Below are 15,732 nucleotides of genomic sequence, written 5' to 3' on the forward strand. Positions count from 1 at the left end.
ATCCTGACCCGCCCAGCCTTGTGGAGACACGCTTAATGATTATCTCGTCCGCCTCCGACTACCGCGCAGCGGCCAAACGCAAGCTGCCGCGCTTCCTGTTCGACTACATCGACGGCGGTGCCTACGCCGAGCACACGATGCGCGCGAACAGTTCGGACCTGGCCGAGATCAGCCTGCGCCAACGCGTGCTGCGCAATGTCGATAACCTCAGCCTCAAGACCACGCTGTTCGGCCAGGCCCTGGACATGCCGGTCATCCTCAGCCCTGTCGGCCTGACCGGCATGTATGCGCGGCGCGGCGAAGTACAGGCGGCGAAGGCGGCGGCGAACAAGGGCATCCCCTTCTGTCTGTCGACGGTGTCGGTGTGTTCGATTGAAGAAGTGGCGGCGCAGAGCCCGCAGTCAATTTGGTTCCAGCTGTATGTGCTCAAGGACCGGGGCTTTATGCGCAATGCCCTGGAGCGGGCCCAGGCAGCTGGGGTCACCACCCTGGTGTTCACCGTGGACATGCCCACGCCCGGGGCGCGCTACCGCGATGCCCACTCGGGCATGTCCGGGCCTTTCGCGGCGCAGCGGCGCATGTTGCAGGCCGTCACCAAGCCACAATGGGCATTCGACGTAGGGCTCATGGGCCGCCCCCATGACCTGGGCAATATCTCCAAGTACCTCGGCAAACCCACCCACCTGGAAGATTACATCGGCTGGCTGGCCAATAACTTCGACCCCTCCATCAGTTGGAAAGACCTGGAGTGGATCCGCGAATTCTGGAAAGGCCCGATGATCATCAAGGGCATCCTCGACCCCCAGGATGCCAAGGACGCGGTGAGTTTCGGCGCCGATGGCATCGTGGTCTCCAACCATGGCGGCCGTCAGCTGGACGGTGTGCTGTCCACTGCCAAGGCCTTGCCACCGATTGCCGATGTCGTGGGCGATGACCTGACAGTGCTGGTGGACTCCGGCATTCGTTCCGGGCTGGACGTGGTGCGCATGCTCGCCCTGGGCGCCAAGGCATGCCTGCTCGGACGCGCCACCGCCTATGCACTGGCCGCCGATGGTCAGCGCGGGGTAGAGAACCTGCTGGACATCTTCGCCAAGGAAATGCGTGTGGCCATGACGTTGACCGGTGTCACGTCCATTGACCAGATTGACTCCAGCACGCTGGTGCAATCAGTCAAATAGCTGACGTCATTGCTTAACGACTGTTTTTTACTTTAAAAACGCTCTTTGATTTGTAAGGACTTTTATTTATTTAAACGAAATGGCACGAATCTCGCTCTAACACCTTCCAAGCAGGTCAAGCGATGACAAGACGTGTGGCAGTGCCCAGGGGTTATAACCCCTGGTAAAGCGGTCTAAACTGTTTCCAATGTTTTACGGAACTGAAGGAACAGTAAGACGCCTGGCATTCGCCACTCTCATCCAGCCTGTAAGACAGCTAAGTGCTTAGAGGCCGTTTGCTTATGAAAACACCAACCCAGACCAACGCAGTTGACTTCGACAGTGCCAAATTGCAACGCCTGGGCTTTGGTCAGCCATCACTCGTACCTCGCCGCCCGACAACCGTCGTACAACTTCGCCAGCAACTGGGGATGCAATTGCAGACCAGCCTGGAACCGCAGCGCCTCCTCGCGGTGTTTTTCCGTGAGATCCAGCGCCTGGTACCTCTGGATGCCCTGCAATATCGCCACGAAACCAGCGACCTGCGCCTGGAGTTCGGCCACCGCGGCCACCATTCGGTGAGCTACAGCCTGAGCCACGAAGGCGAGCACCTCGGCGAGCTGATCTTTCGCCGCAACCAGCGCCTGCTGGAAGAGGAACTCGGCCAGCTCGAATCACTGCTGTCGACCCTGCTCTACCCGATGCGCAACGCCCTGCTCTACCGCGCCGCCACCCGCAGCGCCCTGCGCGACCCGTTGACCGAAACGGGCAACCGCATTGCCATGGACCAGACCCTGCAACGGGAAATCGACATGGCGCGTCGGCACCTGAACCCGCTGTCCTTGCTGATGCTGGACATCGACCACTTCAAGATCATCAACGATACCCACGGCCATGCGGCCGGCGATAACGTATTGCGCACGGTCGCCGGGGCAATCAAGAGCCAGTTGCGTAACGTGGACATGGTGTTTCGGTTTGGCGGGGAAGAGTTTCTGATCCTGCTGTCCAACACCGGACGGGATGCGGCGGCCATGGTCGGTGAACGCCTGCGCCAGGCGGCAAAGGCCCAGGATTATTGGGCGGATGGAACACGGATCGAATTGACGGTGAGCCTCGGTTGTTCGACCCTGCTGGCCGCTGAGTCGGCCGACAGCCTGTTGCGCCGCGCCGACAGCGCCTTGTACGTGGCCAAGCGCGAAGGCCGTAATCGCCTGGCAATGGCGGGGTAAAACCCCGCCATCCCCGTTACATCACGCTTCGCTGGCGACACGCAACGGGCGCTCACGCACAGCAGCGCTCGCAGGTTTTTCTTTCTCCAGGCGCATGCAACGTTCCAGGAACAGGTACATGTAGTCGTAGCTCTTGCACACGGCTTGGCGCAACTCTGCCTGCAGTTCCTTGGTCGGGTTCATCCCGGCCAGGGTGCAGATGATTTCCAGGGCTTCCCAAGGATGGGCGTCGTCGTACTGGGCGTGCATCTTCAGCCACTTCATCGCACGCTTGCGGTCTTCCTCGGGAAAGGCCGCCGCATATACGCCGGTGGAGCACACCACTGCCGACCACTCTCCCGTCGCGCCCTCGATCGCATAGTTGGTCGCGGCAACAGCCACAATCAACGAATCGGCCGAGCTGGTGTGCCAACACCAATGGCTCAGCGCATGCAGCTCCGGCGGCACGTTCTGGGCCTGCAACTCTTCGAGGCTGACGCCGTGGGCACGCGCCCAATGGACCCAATAGTCCGCGTGGTTCAGCTCCACACGGATATTGCGCATCAGCCAACGTCGCGCCATGTCTTCCCCTGGATGGCGGGCAAACTTGGTCTTGGTGAGGTTCTGTGCCATGTACAAGGCAAACTGTTCCACCACGGGCCAGCCACCGATCAGGTAGTGACGCATGGTTTTGGCGCTGAGCGTGTTGTCACGCATGCGTTGGTACAGTTCGTGTTCGACAACCCGGCGCTTGCTCTCGCTGCAGTCCTGGATCAATTGCTGAGCCCAGGCGGGGTAACTTGAGGCTTCCATAAGCGGACCGGTTCTGCTGAATGTGTCGATCACTATTTAAGGCTCCTTTTTAAGTGTGATTTACAGACCGGCAAATGTTTCAGCGGAATGTGCCGGGCGCCCTGAATAACAGAGGCTGCGGTCGCACAGGTCGACGCAAGCTATCAAAGGTAAACAATTGCGGTCGTTCAATCAGGTAGCCCTGAGCGTAATCCACACCGATGTCGAGCAAAGCCTGCTCGATCTGCAGTGTTTCAACAAATTCGGCAATTGTGCGCTTCCCCATGACGTGGCCGATGTGGTTGATCACTTCGACCATCGCGCGGTTAATCGGGTCGTCCAGCATATCCTTTACGAAACTTCCATCGATCTTCAGGAAGTCTACAGGTAAATGTTTCAGATACGCGAATGAGGACATTCCGGCGCAGAAGTCATCGAGGGAAAAGAAGCAACCTAAGGCTTTGAGTTCATTAATAAAGCGAATGGCACTGCCCAGATTCGCAATAGCGCTTGTTTCAGTTATTTCAAAACAAATCATTTCTGGCGGAATGCTGTAAGCCTCGAATTTCTCACGTAAAAAGCCGAGAAAATCATCGTCGCCAATCGTAATGCCTGACAGATTGATCGCACACATCGCCATAGGCCGGCCCGGGTGCTCGTGCATGCAGCGGGCAATGATCTTGAATACGTTCTCCACCACCCAACGGTCCAGGGAGGTCATCAAACCATAACGCTCGGCAGCCGGGATGAAGCTGTCGGGCAGAATGATCCGACCCGCCTCGTCGTGCAGGCGCAGCAGGATTTCAATGTGCCCATTGCCGCCGTCGGTCAACCCCAGGGGCGCAATTTCCTGGGCATACAGGCAAAACCGGTTCTCCTCCAATGCCATGTGCAGGCGTTGCACCCAGGCCATCTCGCCAAAGCGCAGGGACAGTTCGGAGTCATCGGCGTGGTACACCTGCACGCGATTGCGGCCTTTTTCCTTGGCCATGTAGCACGCCATGTCGGCGGCACGCAGGGAGGTTTCCAGGGTGGTCGGCGTGCTCGATATGTGTACCAGGCCGATACTCACGGTGGTCATGAACGGCCGCCCCTTCCACACGAAATGCAGGTTTTGAACGGTATGGCGCAGGCTCTCGGCGACTTTTTCCGCCACCGCCGCCGGACAGTTCTCCAGCAGGATGCCGAACTCGTCGCCCCCCAGGCGCGCCAGGGTGTCGCCTTCGCGCAGGTCCGATTGCAGCAGCGCGCAGATATGCCGTAGCAACTCGTCGCCCGCCGCATGGCCGCAGGTGTCGTTGACCAGCTTGAACTGGTCGAGGTCGAGAAACATCAATGCATGTCGCCCGCCCTGGTGCTGCCCTGCCCTGTGCAGCACCTGTTCCAGGCGGTACTCGAACTCGCGACGGTTGGCCAGGCCGGTCAAAGCGTCGTGCGTGGCCTGCCACGACAGGTTGGCGATGTACTGACGCTCCTGGGTCATGTCATGCAGTACCAGCACTGCACCGCTGACCTTGCCGCCGCTGAGGATCGGCGCCCCCACCAGGGTGACGGAGACCGTGCTGCCGTCCAGGCGCTGGATGGTTTTCGAATGCTCGCTGCCGCCCCTGAACCGGCCCTTGACGATGTGTTCGATCAGGGTGAAGCCATCCGGCTGTGCATCGTCATCCAGCAGGTTGAACAGTGCCGCCAGGGGCAGGCCTTGGGCCTGGGCCGAATTCCAGTGGGTCATGGCCTCGGCTGCCGGGTTCATATAGGTAATGGTCCCGTCGACATCGGTGGTGATCACCCCATCGCCAATCGACTCCAGGGTGATCTGTGCGCGCTCCTTCTCGGCCTGCAGCGCATTGGCGAACGCATGACGCTGGGTCAGCAGCTTATGGGTACGCAACAGCGCCAGCACAATCAGGCCCAGGGCCGTCGCCAGGTTGGTGATCAGCAGCAACCGCAGGATCATGCGCGAGCCTTCACCCAAGGCGTCGCTGAAGGCTTTGGCGGCTGGGGTCACACCCTCGTTGATGGCAGTGATACGGGCTTTCCACTGCCGAACATCGTTGGGATTGACATGGTCGGCATTGATCGCTTGGTGCATCTCGCGAGCCAGGTCGTCCAACTGAACCAGGTAGCCATCGCCCACGGTCCACAGTTCAATGGCTTTTTCCAGGTAGCTGAAATGCCGAAAATTCAGGTACAGCCAGATCACGCTGGAAACATCGTCCGGGTGGTTGCCGCCCTTGAGGATACCCAGGCGCGCGGCAGCCAGGTCAGGGCTGGGACTGTCCAGGGCGATGCGCAGTTCATGGCCGCCCTGGGGCACGGCAATGGCCTGCTGGTATTTGAGGTATGTGCCTGCGTCGCGATTATCGGCGTACAGCGTCAGGTAATAGATGGCGTCTTTCTGGCCCTTGGACCACAGGCTCTCGCCGGCCACATAGCCACGCACCGCTGAAAGCACGTAGAGGCTGACGCAACCCAACAATGCCTGGAACAGCACGACGGCAATAAAGGGCCAGACAATGCCCAGTAACCGAGGCGTTCCGAAAGTCCGCTTTTGCTTCATGAAGTCCCTTGCACATGCACTGCTGAATACGCACGCAAACACCCACTTCCGATAGCACAGCCTAGGCTAAATCAACGTACTTGCTGCAAGTGCCCATAGAGTTTGGCGTAAAGACCGCCATCGGCGATCAATTGCTGATGATCGCCATCCTCGGCAATATGACCGCCGTCAAACACTAACACTCGATCAGCTTGTTTTACCGCCGACAGACGGTGGGCGATGATCAGTGTAGTACGCCCACTGAGGAACCGTGCCAGCGCCTGGTGCAGGTTGTATTCGGTGGCGGCGTCCAGAGCGGACGTGGCCTCGTCGAGTATCACCACCTTGGGTTCGGCCAGGACCATGCGCGCAATCGCCAGGCGCTGACGCTGGCCGCCGGAAAAGCGCACGCCGGAACGCCCCACCACACTGTCCAAGCCCTGGGGCAATGCCTTGACTGTAGCCTCCAGCTGGGCGATTTCCAGCGCCTGCCAGCAAGCCTGGTCACTGCGCTCACGGCCCATGGTCAGGTTGGCGCGCACGGTGTCGTTGAACAGCGCCGGGTGTTGCAGCACCACCGCGACGTGCTCGCGAATGGTCTCCAGGCCAATCTCCTGCTGGGTGGCACCGCCAAAACGGATACTGCCCGCCTGCGGTGTGTAGAGCCCGAGCAACAGTTGCACCAGGGTGCTTTTGCCACCGCCGCTGGCGCCGACAATCGCCACCTTCTCACCGGGCGCGATGACCAGGTTCAACTGGTCGAGTACCAGGTCTTCGCCGTAGCCGAAGTCCAGGCCGCGCACTTCGATGCCCACGGTTTCGCGCCCGGTGAACGGGTCTGCACCGCCGGCGTACTGCGGCTCATCGGCGCGCGCCAGCAGCTCGTTGATCCGCGTCAGCGCCCCGCCCGCCGCGTAGTAGGCGTATTGCAGGTTCAGCAGTTGCTCCACCGGGCCGATCATGAACCACAGGTAACTGAACACCGCGAGCATCTGGCCGATGGACAGGTCGGAAAACAGCACGGTGAGCATCGCCGCCGCACGGAAGATGTCGATACCAAACTGGAACAGCAAGCCACTGGCGCGACTGGAAGCGTCGGTTTTCCATTGCGAATGAATGGCGTAGTCACGCACTTCCTGGGCTCGCTGGCCGAGGCGCCCGAGGAAAAAGCCCTGGCGGTTGCCGGCGCGCACTTCCTGGATGGCATCCAGGGTTTCGGTCAGGGCCTGGGTAAAGCGCGAGGTACTGTCGTTCTCCAGCTTCTTCAGATGCTTGACGCGCTTGCCCAACTGCACCGTGGCGTAGATCACCAACGGGTTGAACAGCAGGATCAGCAACGCGAGTTGCCAATGCATCCACACCAGGATCGCCGAGGTGCCCACCAGGGTCAGCATGGCCACCAGGAAGCGGCTGAGGGTTTCGCCGACGAATTTGTCCAGCGTGTCCAGGTCGGTGACCAGGTGGGTGGTGACCGTACCGCTGCCCAGGCTTTCGTATTCGCCGAGGGAGATGCGCTTGAGTCGCTCGATCAAACGCACGCGGATGCGATACACAATGTCCTTGGCCAAACGCGCAAACAGTCGCGCCTGCACCACGTTAAACAGCAGTGCGCCACACCGCAGGGCCAGGGTGATCAGCAGCATCAGGCCGATATAACCGGCGGCTTTCTGCCAGACCAGGGGCAATGCGTGGTTCATCACCTTGAGCGCGGCATCGCCATGGCCCAGCAGCACTTCGTCCACCAGCAACGGCAACAGCAAGGGGATCGGCACGCTGCATAGCGTCGCCAGCACGGCGACGCCATTGGCGATCCACAGGGATTTCTTGTGACGCAGGGCCAGGCGGCGAATTTCCGCCCAGGTCAGTCGGTCGGTGCGTGGTGATTGGTCATGCACAGGTTGCTCGCTCCAGCCATCGACCCAACAACGGTGACAGCTCGGACAGCGGCTGGTAGCCGTTAGTCAGCAACGCCAACTGGCCGTTACGCTCGGCGAGCAAGGTCGGAAAGCCAGCGATACCCAGGTCCTGGACCCAGGTGAAGTCAGCGGCCGTCGCGGCATGCTGCTCGGCACGGTCGAATTCGCCGGCAAACTCGATGCGCGGGATGCCCGCCTCCTCCGCCAACTCCACCAGCACGCTGGCGAGGGTTACGTCGCGGCCCTCGACATAAAACGCGCGCTGGATCAGGCCCAGCAGTTTCCACGCACAATCCGGCGCCAGGCTGCGCGCGGTGACAATGGCACGGCACGCAGGCTCGGTGTCGTAGACAAAACCGTCGGGCAACGCGCCGTCGCGCTTGAACGGCTGGCCGGTGGCGTCGGTGACCGCCTGCCAGTGCTCGAGGATATAGCGCCGCGTGGTCGGTTCCAGTGCCGCGCCGCTGCCGGTGCGAAGGCCGCCCACCACCAGGTGCACGTCCACGCCGGCCGCCTGGGCCTGCTCAACCAGCGCCTGCGCCACCGGGGCAAACCCCCAGCACCAGGAACACATCGGATCCATTACATAGAGCAGGCGCGCGGACATGGGTCAGGCCTCGGAAGGGGTTTGCTTATAGTTGAAGCCAATCGGGTGCGGCATATTGCGGGCCTTGGCCAGCTCAATCTGCTTTTGCCGATCGATCGCGCTGCGGCGGGTTTTCTCTGGCAGCTTATCCCAGCAATGGGGGCAGCTGATGCCAGCTACATAGTGTTCGGATGCGCGGTCTTCGACGCTCACCGGTGTGCGGCAGGCATGACATTGATCGTAGTCGCCTTCGCTCAGGTCGTGGCGCACAGTGACGCGATTGTCGAACACAAAGCAGTCGCCCTGCCATTTGGTTTCTGCCTGCGGCACCTCTTCGAGGTACTTCAGGATCCCGCCCTTGAGGTGGTAGACCTCATCGAAACCTTCGCTGAGCATGTAGCTCGACGCCTTCTCGCAACGAATGCCGCCGGTGCAGAACATGGCGACCTTCTTGTGCTTGGCCGGGTCGAAGTTGGCTTTGATATAGTCGGGAAATTCGCGAAAACTGGTGGTTTTCGGGTCGATTGCGCCTTCAAAGGTGCCAATCGACACTTCGTAGTCGTTGCGGGTATCGATCAACAGCACTTCGGGGTCGCTGATCAGCGCATTCCAGTCCTGCGGGTCCACATAGGTGCCGACTTTCTTGTTCGGGTCGACGCCTTCGACGCCCAGGGTCACGATCTCTTTCTTGAGCTTGACCTTGGTGCGGTAGAACGGCTGCTCATCGCAGTACGACTCTTTGTGGTCGATGTCGTCCATGCGCGGGTCATTCTTCAGCCAGGCCATCAGGCCATCAATGCCTTCGCGGCTGCCGGAAACGGTGCCGTTGATGCCTTCTTCGGCGATCAGCAAGGTGCCTTTGATGCCGTTGTCGACCATTGCCTGCAGCAATGGCTCGCGCAGGGCGACGTAATCTTCGAGGGTGACGAACTTATACAGTGCCGCCACGACAATCGGTTGAGTCATGGGTGTTCTCTCCAGGTGGCTACCCTCGTAAGGGGTGAACCGGATGCAAAAAAAACGCGCCGGCTAAGCGGCGCGTTGCGGATTCTAGCAAATGCAGGGTTTTAGAAACACCCGCGTATCAGCTATGCCCGCCGGCGCAGGTCGGCGAGGCCGGGGCTGCGTCGATTTTGGCCCATTCATCGGGCGTGTAGGTATGCAGCGCCAGCGCATGAAATTCGCTCATCAGGTCACCCAGGGTGGCGTAGACCTTCTGGTGGCGCTTGACGCGGTTAAGCCCCTCGAACTGCTGGCTGACCAGCACGGCCTTGAAGTGGGTCTGCAGCCCACGGCTGTGCATATGGCTTTCATCCAGCACGCTCAAGTGGTCCGGGTCCAGGGCGGCGAGCGCCGTTTCGATACGCTGTTGCATGGTCATTCCTGCTTACTTCTTCTTGGCCGGTGCAGCGGCTTTTGGCGTCAGCTCGTTGGTCATGTCTTCCAACAGTTTGTTCACCACCGGCACAGCACTTTCCAGCTTGGCCTGGGTCATCTGGGCCGATTGCTGGGTCAGCTGCGGCATTTTCTCCAGGACTTTCTTGCCCAGTGGCGACTGGTAGAAAGCAACCAGGTCCTTGAGCTCGGATTCACTGAAGTTGGTGGTGTAGAGCTTGACCATGTCCGGTTTCAGCTTCGGCCAGCCGATGGCCTGGTCCAGGGCGGCGTTGGCCTTGGCCTGGTAGCTGTCCAGTACGGACTGCTTGGCGGCAGGCGCCTTGGTCTGTTCGAAACGCTGGGCGAACATTTGCTGCACTTGCATGTACACCGGGGTACCCAGCTTGTCGGCATGGGCCAGGGTAAGGAAGGCTTCGGCACTGGCGTTGTGGCTGGCGGTATCGGCAAAAACCTGGCCGCTGGCGCAAACCAGAGCAACCGCGGTACAGATGGCACGAAGACGAGTCATCGAGTTTCCTTTCTAGCAGGCGAGGTAAGACCCCAAGGGCGCCCATTCTGCGCCTAAAAAACGCTGCGGCTCAACCCCGAGCCTTACCGGGCGCGGATTGCCGTGAATGAATCCGATGAAAAGTCTTTTAGGGAACCCCCCAGGCTGATCAGGGCCTAAACTGCGCAAACGAACCTGAAGGAGTGTGCCCGATGAGCCGTATCGAAACCGACAGCCTGGGAGAAGTGGAAGTCCCGGATGACGCTTACTGGGGCGCCCAGACCCAACGTTCGCTGGTGAATTTCGCCATCGGCGAGCAGCGCATGCCCCTGGCGGTACTGCACGCGCTGGCCCTGATCAAGAAGGCCGCCGCCCGGGTCAACGACCGCAACGGCGACCTGCCCGCCGACATTGCCCGCCTGATCGAACAAGCCGCCGACGAAGTGCTCAATGGCCAACATGATGACCAGTTCCCCCTGGTCGTCTGGCAAACCGGCAGCGGCACCCAGAGCAACATGAACGCCAACGAGGTCATTGCCGGCCGTGCCAACGAGCTGTCGGGCAAGCCCCGTGGCGGCAAAAGCCCGGTGCACCCCAACGATCATGTGAACCGCTCCCAAAGCTCCAACGACTGCTTCCCTACGGCCATGAGCATTGCGGCGGTGCAAGCGGTGCACCAGCAGTTGTTGCCGGCGATCAATACGCTGTCCGGCGGACTCGCGGAATTGTCGGCACGCCATGCAAAGCTGGTGAAGACGGGCCGCACCCACATGATGGACGCCACGCCGATCACCTTCGGCCAGGAAATCTCGGCGTTTATCGCCCAACTCGATTACGCCGAACGCGCGATCCGCAGCGCCCTGCCCCAGGTGTGCGAGCTGGCCCAGGGCGGTACGGCGGTGGGCACCGGGCTCAATGCGCCCCATGGCTTCAGCGAGGCGATTGCCTCGGAATTGGCAGCCTTATCGGGCCTGCCCTTCGTCACCGCGCCGAACAAATTCGCCGCGCTGGCCGGCCATGAACCGATAGTGACCTTGCACGGCGCCCTGAAAACCCTGGCCGTGGCCCTGATGAAAATCGCCAACGACCTGCGTCTGCTGGGCTCCGGCCCGCGGGCCGGCCTTGCGGAGGTAAAACTGCCGGCCAACGAGCCGGGCAGCTCGATCATGCCCGGCAAGGTCAACCCGACCCAGTGCGAAGCGCTGTCGATGCTGGCCTGCCAGGTACTGGGCAATGACGTGACCATCGGCATCGCGGCGAGCCAAGGGCATTTGCAGTTGAACGTGTACAAGCCGGTGATCATCCACAACCTGCTGGAATCGATCCGACTGCTGGCCGATGGCTGCAATAACTTCCAGGAGCACTGCATCGCCGGCCTCGAACCCGACGCCGGGAAAATGGCCGAGCACCTGGAGCGCGGGCTGATGCTGGTCACGGCGCTCAACCCGCACATCGGCTATGACAAGTCGGCAGAGATCGCCAAGAAGGCCTACGCCGAAGGTTTGACCCTTCGGGAAGCAGCGCTGGACCTGGGCTACCTCACCGACGCAGAGTTCGACCAGTGGGTACGCCCGGAAAACATGCTGGGCGCCTAAGACGCCATTCGTAGCCGCCGGGCCTTGAGCCCGGCGAGCAACGACGGCGCCAGCGCGACCGCCGCCGACCCCACGACCACCACCAACGCGCCGAAATAGCCCAAGGCATTGATCTCTTCGGCCTGCACATAGTGGGGCCACAACCACGCCGCCAACGCCACCGCGACAAAGGTCACCAACGGCGTCAGTGCCAGGGTTGCACTCACCCGCGAGGCTTCCCAGTGGGCCAGTGCTTCGGCAAATGCGCCATAGGCCACCAGTGTGTTCATGCAGCACGCGAGCAACAGCCAGCCTTGCAGCGGACTCAGGTCCAAAGCCTCCAGCGGATGCGCCCATGGCGTCAGCAACACGGCGCAAGACAGATAGATCACCATCATCACTTGCAGCGAATTCCATACCGTCAGCAACTGCTTCTGGCCCAGGGCGTAGAACACCCAGATCGAAGTGGCGAGCAGGATCGTCAGCACACCGGCGGTATAAGCGCCGAGGGACGTCAGCAACTCCTCCAGGCGTTGGTTGAAGAACAGACCGAAACCGACGATCAGCACCACCAGGCCCACGCTCTGCCCGACGCTGAAACGTTCCTTGAACACAAACACGCTGGCAATCATCAGGAAGATCGGCCCCATCTGCACCACCAGTTGCGCAGTACCGGGGCTGAGCACTTTCAGGCCCACCAGGTACAACACGTAGTTGCCCACCAAGCCGCACACCGCCATCGCCACCAGCCAGCCGCCCTTGGGGCCGAGCACTTTACGACTGGGCAGGCGCTTGGTCGCGGCGAGGTACACGAACAGGCAACTGCCGGCCACCACCATGCGAAACCAGGTGACGGTGATCGGGTCCATCACCTGCAAGACTTGCTTGAGTTTGATCGGCAGAATGCCCCAGAGCAGCGCGGTCAGCAGGGTCAGGAAAAAACCGTAGACCCAGCGGCCGGAAGAGATGTGCATGAGCGCCCCAGAAAATGCCAGAGGTGGAGGAGCGGCCATTCTAGGGGCAAGTGGACGAATTGGGATATGGCGCTGCTTACCTATGGGAGGGGGCACGTCCCCTCCCACATTTAACTTAGCGCACGGCTTCGAACAGCCCCGTGGCGCCCATGCCGCCGCCCACGCACATGGTGACGATGCCATAACGCAAATTACGCCGCTGCAGCTCACGCACCAGATGCCCTACCTGGCGCGAGCCGGTCATGCCAAACGGGTGGCCGATGGAAATCGAGCCGCCGTTGACGTTGTACCTGGCGTTGTCGATTTCCAGGCGATTGCGCGCATACAGGCACTGCGAAGCAAATGCCTCGTTGAGTTCCCACAGGTCGATGTCCGCCACCTGCAAGCCCCGCGCCTTGAGCAGCTTGGGCACCGAGAACACCGGGCCGATGCCCATCTCATCCGGCTCGCAACCGGCCACGGTGAAACCGCGGAAGAACGCCTTGGGCTTGAGCCCCAGCGCCAGGGCTTTCTCCAGGCTCATCACCAGCGTCATGGAGGCGCCGTCGGAGAGCTGCGACGAGTTACCCGCCGTCACCGAGCCGTCTTCGGCAAACACCGGCTTCAATCCAGACAGGCTGGCCAACGTGGTGTCCGGGCGATTGCAGTCATCGCGATCAACGACGCCGTCGAGGATTTGTACGGCGCCAGTGTGCTTGTCCTCGACCTTGTACTTGACCGCCATCGGCACGATTTCATCATCAAACAAGCCATCCGCCTGAGCCTGAGCCGTGCGCTGCTGGCTTTGCAGGGCATAAAGGTCCTGCTCTTCGCGGCTGACGTTATAGCGGCGGGCGACGATTTCGGCGGTCTGGCCCATGGGGAAGTAGATGCCCGGCACCTGTTCCTTGAGCAATGGGTTGATCAGGTTATCGGTGTTGACGCTTTTCATGGTCAGGCTGATGGACTCGACGCCGCCGGCAACGATGATCTCGCTGCAGCCCGACGCGATCTGGTTGGCCGCAATCGCAATCGCCTGCAAACCCGACGAGCAGAACCGGTTGAGGGTCATGCCCGCGGTGCCGGTACCCAATTGCGACAGCACTGCCACGTTGCGCCCGATGTTGTAGCCCTGGGCGCCTTCGTTGGAACCGGCACCGACGATGCAATCCTCGACACTGGCCGGGTCGATGCCGTTGCGGGTCAGCAGCGCGTTGACGCAATGGGCCGCCATGTCATCCGGGCGAGTCTGGTTGAACTTGCCGCGAAAGGATTTGGCCAGGCCGGTTCGCACGCTGTCGACGATCACTACTTCACGCATGGGCTACCTCGATCTTGTCGTTGTGGGGAGATGGATCGAGGATAGATCCAGGCCTGCCCCACCGCGACGATCATTCACCCGGCGTATACAAAAACATGGGGACGAACATAAACCTGTGGCGAGCAGGCTTGCCCTGCGTTGGGGCGCGAAGCGGCCCCGCCCCAGGCGCCGCGTTCTTTCAGGCAGACCTTATTGGCTGGTTTTGGGGCCGCTTCGCAGCCCAACGCGGGGCAAGCCCGCTCGCCACAGAGGCCTGCATCCTGGACAACACCAGGCAAGTGGTTATTTCTTTTTCTTCTTGTCGTGCTTGTCAGCCTTGGCGAACGCTTCCTCCAAGGCCAGGTTGATGGTGCGCAACACCTTGACCCGCGCCCAGCGTTTGTCATTGGCTTCCACCAGCGTCCACGGCGAGACCTCGGTGCTGGTGCGGTCGACCATATCGCCCACAGCGGCGCGGTAGTCGTCCCATTTGTCGCGGTTGCGCCAGTCGTCTTCGGTGATCTTGAAGCGCTTGAAGGGAATTTCCTCACGGGCCTGGAAACGTTCAAGTTGGGTCTGCTTGTCGATGGCCAGCCAGAACTTGACCACGATCACACCCGCGTCACGCAATTGCTCTTCAAAGTCATTGATCTCGCCATAGGCGCGCATCCAGTCGGCCGGCGTGCAGAAGCCCTCGATGCGCTCCACCAGTACGCGGCCGTACCACGAGCGGTCGAACACGGTGAACTTGCCCCGCGCCGGGATCTTCTGCCAGAACCGCCACAGGTACGGCTGGGCGCGCTCATCCTCGGTCGGCGCGGCAATCGGCACGATGTGGTACTGGCGCGGGTCGAGCGCGGCCGCCACCCGCCGGATCGCCCCGCCCTTGCCGGCCGCATCGTTCCCTTCAAAGACCGTCACCAGCGCGTGCTTGCGCATGCGCTTGTCGCGCATCAGGCCAGAGAAGCGCGCCTGCTCGGTAATCAGTTGTTCTTCGTAGTCGTCCTTGTCCAGGCTCAGGGTCATGTCGAGGCTGTTGAGCAAGCTCATTTGGTCCACGGACGACGGCAACGGTGCCGGGTTCATGCCGCTGGCCTTGCCCTTGGGCAGCTTCAGGGCATTCTGCAGGCCTTCGAGCAGGATCTTGCCCACCGTGAGGCTGCGGTAGTTGGCGTCGACGCCTTCGATCACATGCCAGGGTGCGTAATCGCGGCTGGTACGGCGCAGGATGCGCTCGCCGAAATGCACGAACTTGTCGTAGGTCTCGGACTGCTGCCAGTCCAGCGGGCTGATGCGCCAGCTGTGCAGCGGGTCGTCGGCCAGGGCCTTGAGTCGCGCCTTCATTTGCTTCTTGGACAGGTGGAACCAGAACTTGAAGATCAGCGCGCCTTCATCGCAGAACATCTTCTCCAGGCGCTCGGCACCGGCGATGGCCTGGTCGAGCCGCGCGTCCTTGATCTCGCCGTGGACCCGGCCCTGCAGCATCTGGCTGTACCAGTTGCCGAAAAAGATGCCCATGCGGCCTTTGGCAGGCAATTGGCGCCAATAGCGCCAGGCCGGTGGGCGCGCCAGTTCTTCGTCGGTCTGCTGGTCGAAGGTGCGCACCTCGATCAGGCGCGGGTCCATCCATTCATTCAGCAGTTTGACCGTCTCACCTTTACCGGCGCCTTCGATGCCATTGATCAGGATGATCACCGGGAAGCGCTTTTGCTGTTGCAGTTCGTACTGCACCTCCAGCAAGGCTTCGCGCAGGGCCGGCACTTCGGCGTCGTAGGTGTCTTTGTCGATGGCGTGACCGATTTCGGCAGATTCGAACATGGGC

Annotated in this window: 13 protein-coding genes; 3 read left to right on the plus strand and 10 right to left on the minus strand. The window is 61.2% G+C overall.

Translation table 11 applies throughout. The features are described from left to right. Window positions 1-35: 35 nt before the first annotated feature. Both lldD and HCF10_RS22205 read left to right on the plus strand, forming a co-directional pair. Window positions 36-1,178, plus strand: a complete 1,143-nt coding sequence (lldD, locus tag HCF10_RS22200) for an FMN-dependent L-lactate dehydrogenase LldD (RefSeq protein ID WP_145336461.1) — start codon at window positions 36-38, stop codon at window positions 1,176-1,178. Window positions 1,179-1,459: 281 nt separating this feature from the next. Next, window positions 1,460-2,386, plus strand: coding sequence for a GGDEF domain-containing protein (locus tag HCF10_RS22205; protein WP_167656418.1), 927 nt, complete (start codon window positions 1,460-1,462; stop codon window positions 2,384-2,386). Between the two features lie 21 nt (window positions 2,387-2,407). On the opposite strand, the gene HCF10_RS22210 is transcribed toward HCF10_RS22205, so the two are convergent. From HCF10_RS22210 to HCF10_RS22240, 7 genes are all read right to left on the minus strand, one after another. Then, complete coding sequence (locus HCF10_RS22210; protein ID WP_205885841.1) at window positions 2,408-3,178, minus strand: TenA family transcriptional regulator; 771 nt, start codon at window positions 3,176-3,178, stop codon at window positions 2,408-2,410. Between the two features lie 79 nt (window positions 3,179-3,257). Then, window positions 3,258-5,717 carry an EAL domain-containing protein gene (locus HCF10_RS22215; RefSeq protein ID WP_131700402.1) on the minus strand — a complete coding sequence of 820 codons (2,460 nt, stop codon included), beginning with the start codon at window positions 5,715-5,717 and terminating at the stop codon, window positions 3,258-3,260. A 71-nt stretch (window positions 5,718-5,788) separates the two neighbouring features. Next, complete coding sequence (locus tag HCF10_RS22220) at window positions 5,789-7,591, minus strand: ABC transporter ATP-binding protein (RefSeq protein WP_131700401.1); 1,803 nt, start codon at window positions 7,589-7,591, stop codon at window positions 5,789-5,791. Beyond that, window positions 7,584-8,186, minus strand: coding sequence for a DsbA family protein (locus HCF10_RS22225; protein ID WP_178116745.1), 603 nt, complete (start codon window positions 8,184-8,186; stop codon window positions 7,584-7,586). The genes HCF10_RS22220 and HCF10_RS22225 overlap by 8 nt, the downstream gene beginning before the upstream one ends. A gap of 36 nt (window positions 8,187-8,222) precedes the next feature. Next, window positions 8,223-9,164, minus strand: a complete 942-nt coding sequence (gene trhO / locus HCF10_RS22230) for an oxygen-dependent tRNA uridine(34) hydroxylase TrhO (protein ID WP_131700399.1) — start codon at window positions 9,162-9,164, stop codon at window positions 8,223-8,225. Between the two features lie 118 nt (window positions 9,165-9,282). After that, a complete protein-coding gene (locus HCF10_RS22235; RefSeq protein WP_131700398.1) occupies window positions 9,283-9,579 on the minus strand; it encodes a BolA family protein in 297 nt (98 codons plus the stop codon). Between the two features lie 6 nt (window positions 9,580-9,585). Continuing rightward, window positions 9,586-10,104 (minus strand): DUF2059 domain-containing protein, encoded by a 519-nt coding sequence (locus HCF10_RS22240; RefSeq protein WP_003236690.1) that lies wholly within the window; start codon window positions 10,102-10,104, stop codon window positions 9,586-9,588. Window positions 10,105-10,295: 191 nt separating this feature from the next. On the opposite strand from HCF10_RS22240, the gene HCF10_RS22245 reads away from it, so the two are divergent. Further along, the gene (locus HCF10_RS22245) at window positions 10,296-11,678 is read left to right on the plus strand and encodes a class II fumarate hydratase (protein ID WP_167656419.1); all 1,383 of its coding nucleotides are present in this window, start codon (window positions 10,296-10,298) and stop codon (window positions 11,676-11,678) included. On the opposite strand, the gene HCF10_RS22250 is transcribed toward HCF10_RS22245, so the two are convergent. The 3 genes from HCF10_RS22250 to pap all read right to left on the minus strand — a co-directional run bounded on the left by HCF10_RS22250 (window position 11,675) and on the right by pap (window position 15,728). Then, window positions 11,675-12,631 carry a DMT family transporter gene (locus tag HCF10_RS22250; RefSeq protein ID WP_131700396.1) on the minus strand — a complete coding sequence of 319 codons (957 nt, stop codon included), beginning with the start codon at window positions 12,629-12,631 and terminating at the stop codon, window positions 11,675-11,677. The two genes, HCF10_RS22245 and HCF10_RS22250, sit on opposite strands and share 4 nt — an antisense overlap. A 115-nt stretch (window positions 12,632-12,746) precedes the next feature. Continuing rightward, a complete protein-coding gene (locus HCF10_RS22255) occupies window positions 12,747-13,931 on the minus strand; it encodes a thiolase family protein (RefSeq protein ID WP_167656420.1) in 1,185 nt (394 codons plus the stop codon). A 282-nt stretch (window positions 13,932-14,213) separates the two neighbouring features. After that, the gene (gene pap, locus HCF10_RS22260) at window positions 14,214-15,728 is read right to left on the minus strand and encodes a polyphosphate:AMP phosphotransferase (protein WP_131700394.1); all 1,515 of its coding nucleotides are present in this window, start codon (window positions 15,726-15,728) and stop codon (window positions 14,214-14,216) included. Between the last annotated feature and the right edge of the window lie 4 nt (window positions 15,729-15,732).

Source organism: Pseudomonas sp. B14(2022) (assembly GCF_012030485.1).
Classification (GTDB): domain Bacteria; phylum Pseudomonadota; class Gammaproteobacteria; order Pseudomonadales; family Pseudomonadaceae; genus Aquipseudomonas.

Excerpts from the sequence above, each read along its gene's own strand:
- HCF10_RS22210 (WP_205885841.1), bottom strand. The coding sequence starts at position 3,178 with ATGGAAGCCTCAAGTTACCCCGCCTGGGCTCAGCAATTGATCCAGGAC.
- HCF10_RS22240 (WP_003236690.1), bottom strand. The coding sequence starts at position 10,104 with ATGACTCGTCTTCGTGCCATCTGTACCGCGGTTGCTCTGGTTTGCGCC.
- HCF10_RS22225 (WP_178116745.1), bottom strand. The coding sequence starts at position 8,186 with ATGTGTTCCTGGTGCTGGGGGTTTGCCCCGGTGGCGCAGGCGCTGGTT.
- lldD (WP_145336461.1), top strand. The coding sequence starts at position 36 with ATGATTATCTCGTCCGCCTCCGACTACCGCGCAGCGGCCAAACGCAAG.
- HCF10_RS22215 (WP_131700402.1), bottom strand. The coding sequence starts at position 5,717 with ATGAAGCAAAAGCGGACTTTCGGAACGCCTCGGTTACTGGGCATTGTC.
- trhO (WP_131700399.1), bottom strand. The coding sequence starts at position 9,164 with ATGACTCAACCGATTGTCGTGGCGGCACTGTATAAGTTCGTCACCCTC.
- HCF10_RS22245 (WP_167656419.1), top strand. The coding sequence starts at position 10,296 with ATGAGCCGTATCGAAACCGACAGCCTGGGAGAAGTGGAAGTCCCGGAT.
- HCF10_RS22255 (WP_167656420.1), bottom strand. The coding sequence starts at position 13,931 with ATGCGTGAAGTAGTGATCGTCGACAGCGTGCGAACCGGCCTGGCCAAA.
- HCF10_RS22235 (WP_131700398.1), bottom strand. The coding sequence starts at position 9,579 with ATGACCATGCAACAGCGTATCGAAACGGCGCTCGCCGCCCTGGACCCG.
- HCF10_RS22205 (WP_167656418.1), top strand. The coding sequence starts at position 1,460 with ATGAAAACACCAACCCAGACCAACGCAGTTGACTTCGACAGTGCCAAA.
- pap (WP_131700394.1), bottom strand. The coding sequence starts at position 15,728 with ATGTTCGAATCTGCCGAAATCGGTCACGCCATCGACAAAGACACCTAC.
- HCF10_RS22250 (WP_131700396.1), bottom strand. The coding sequence starts at position 12,631 with ATGCACATCTCTTCCGGCCGCTGGGTCTACGGTTTTTTCCTGACCCTG.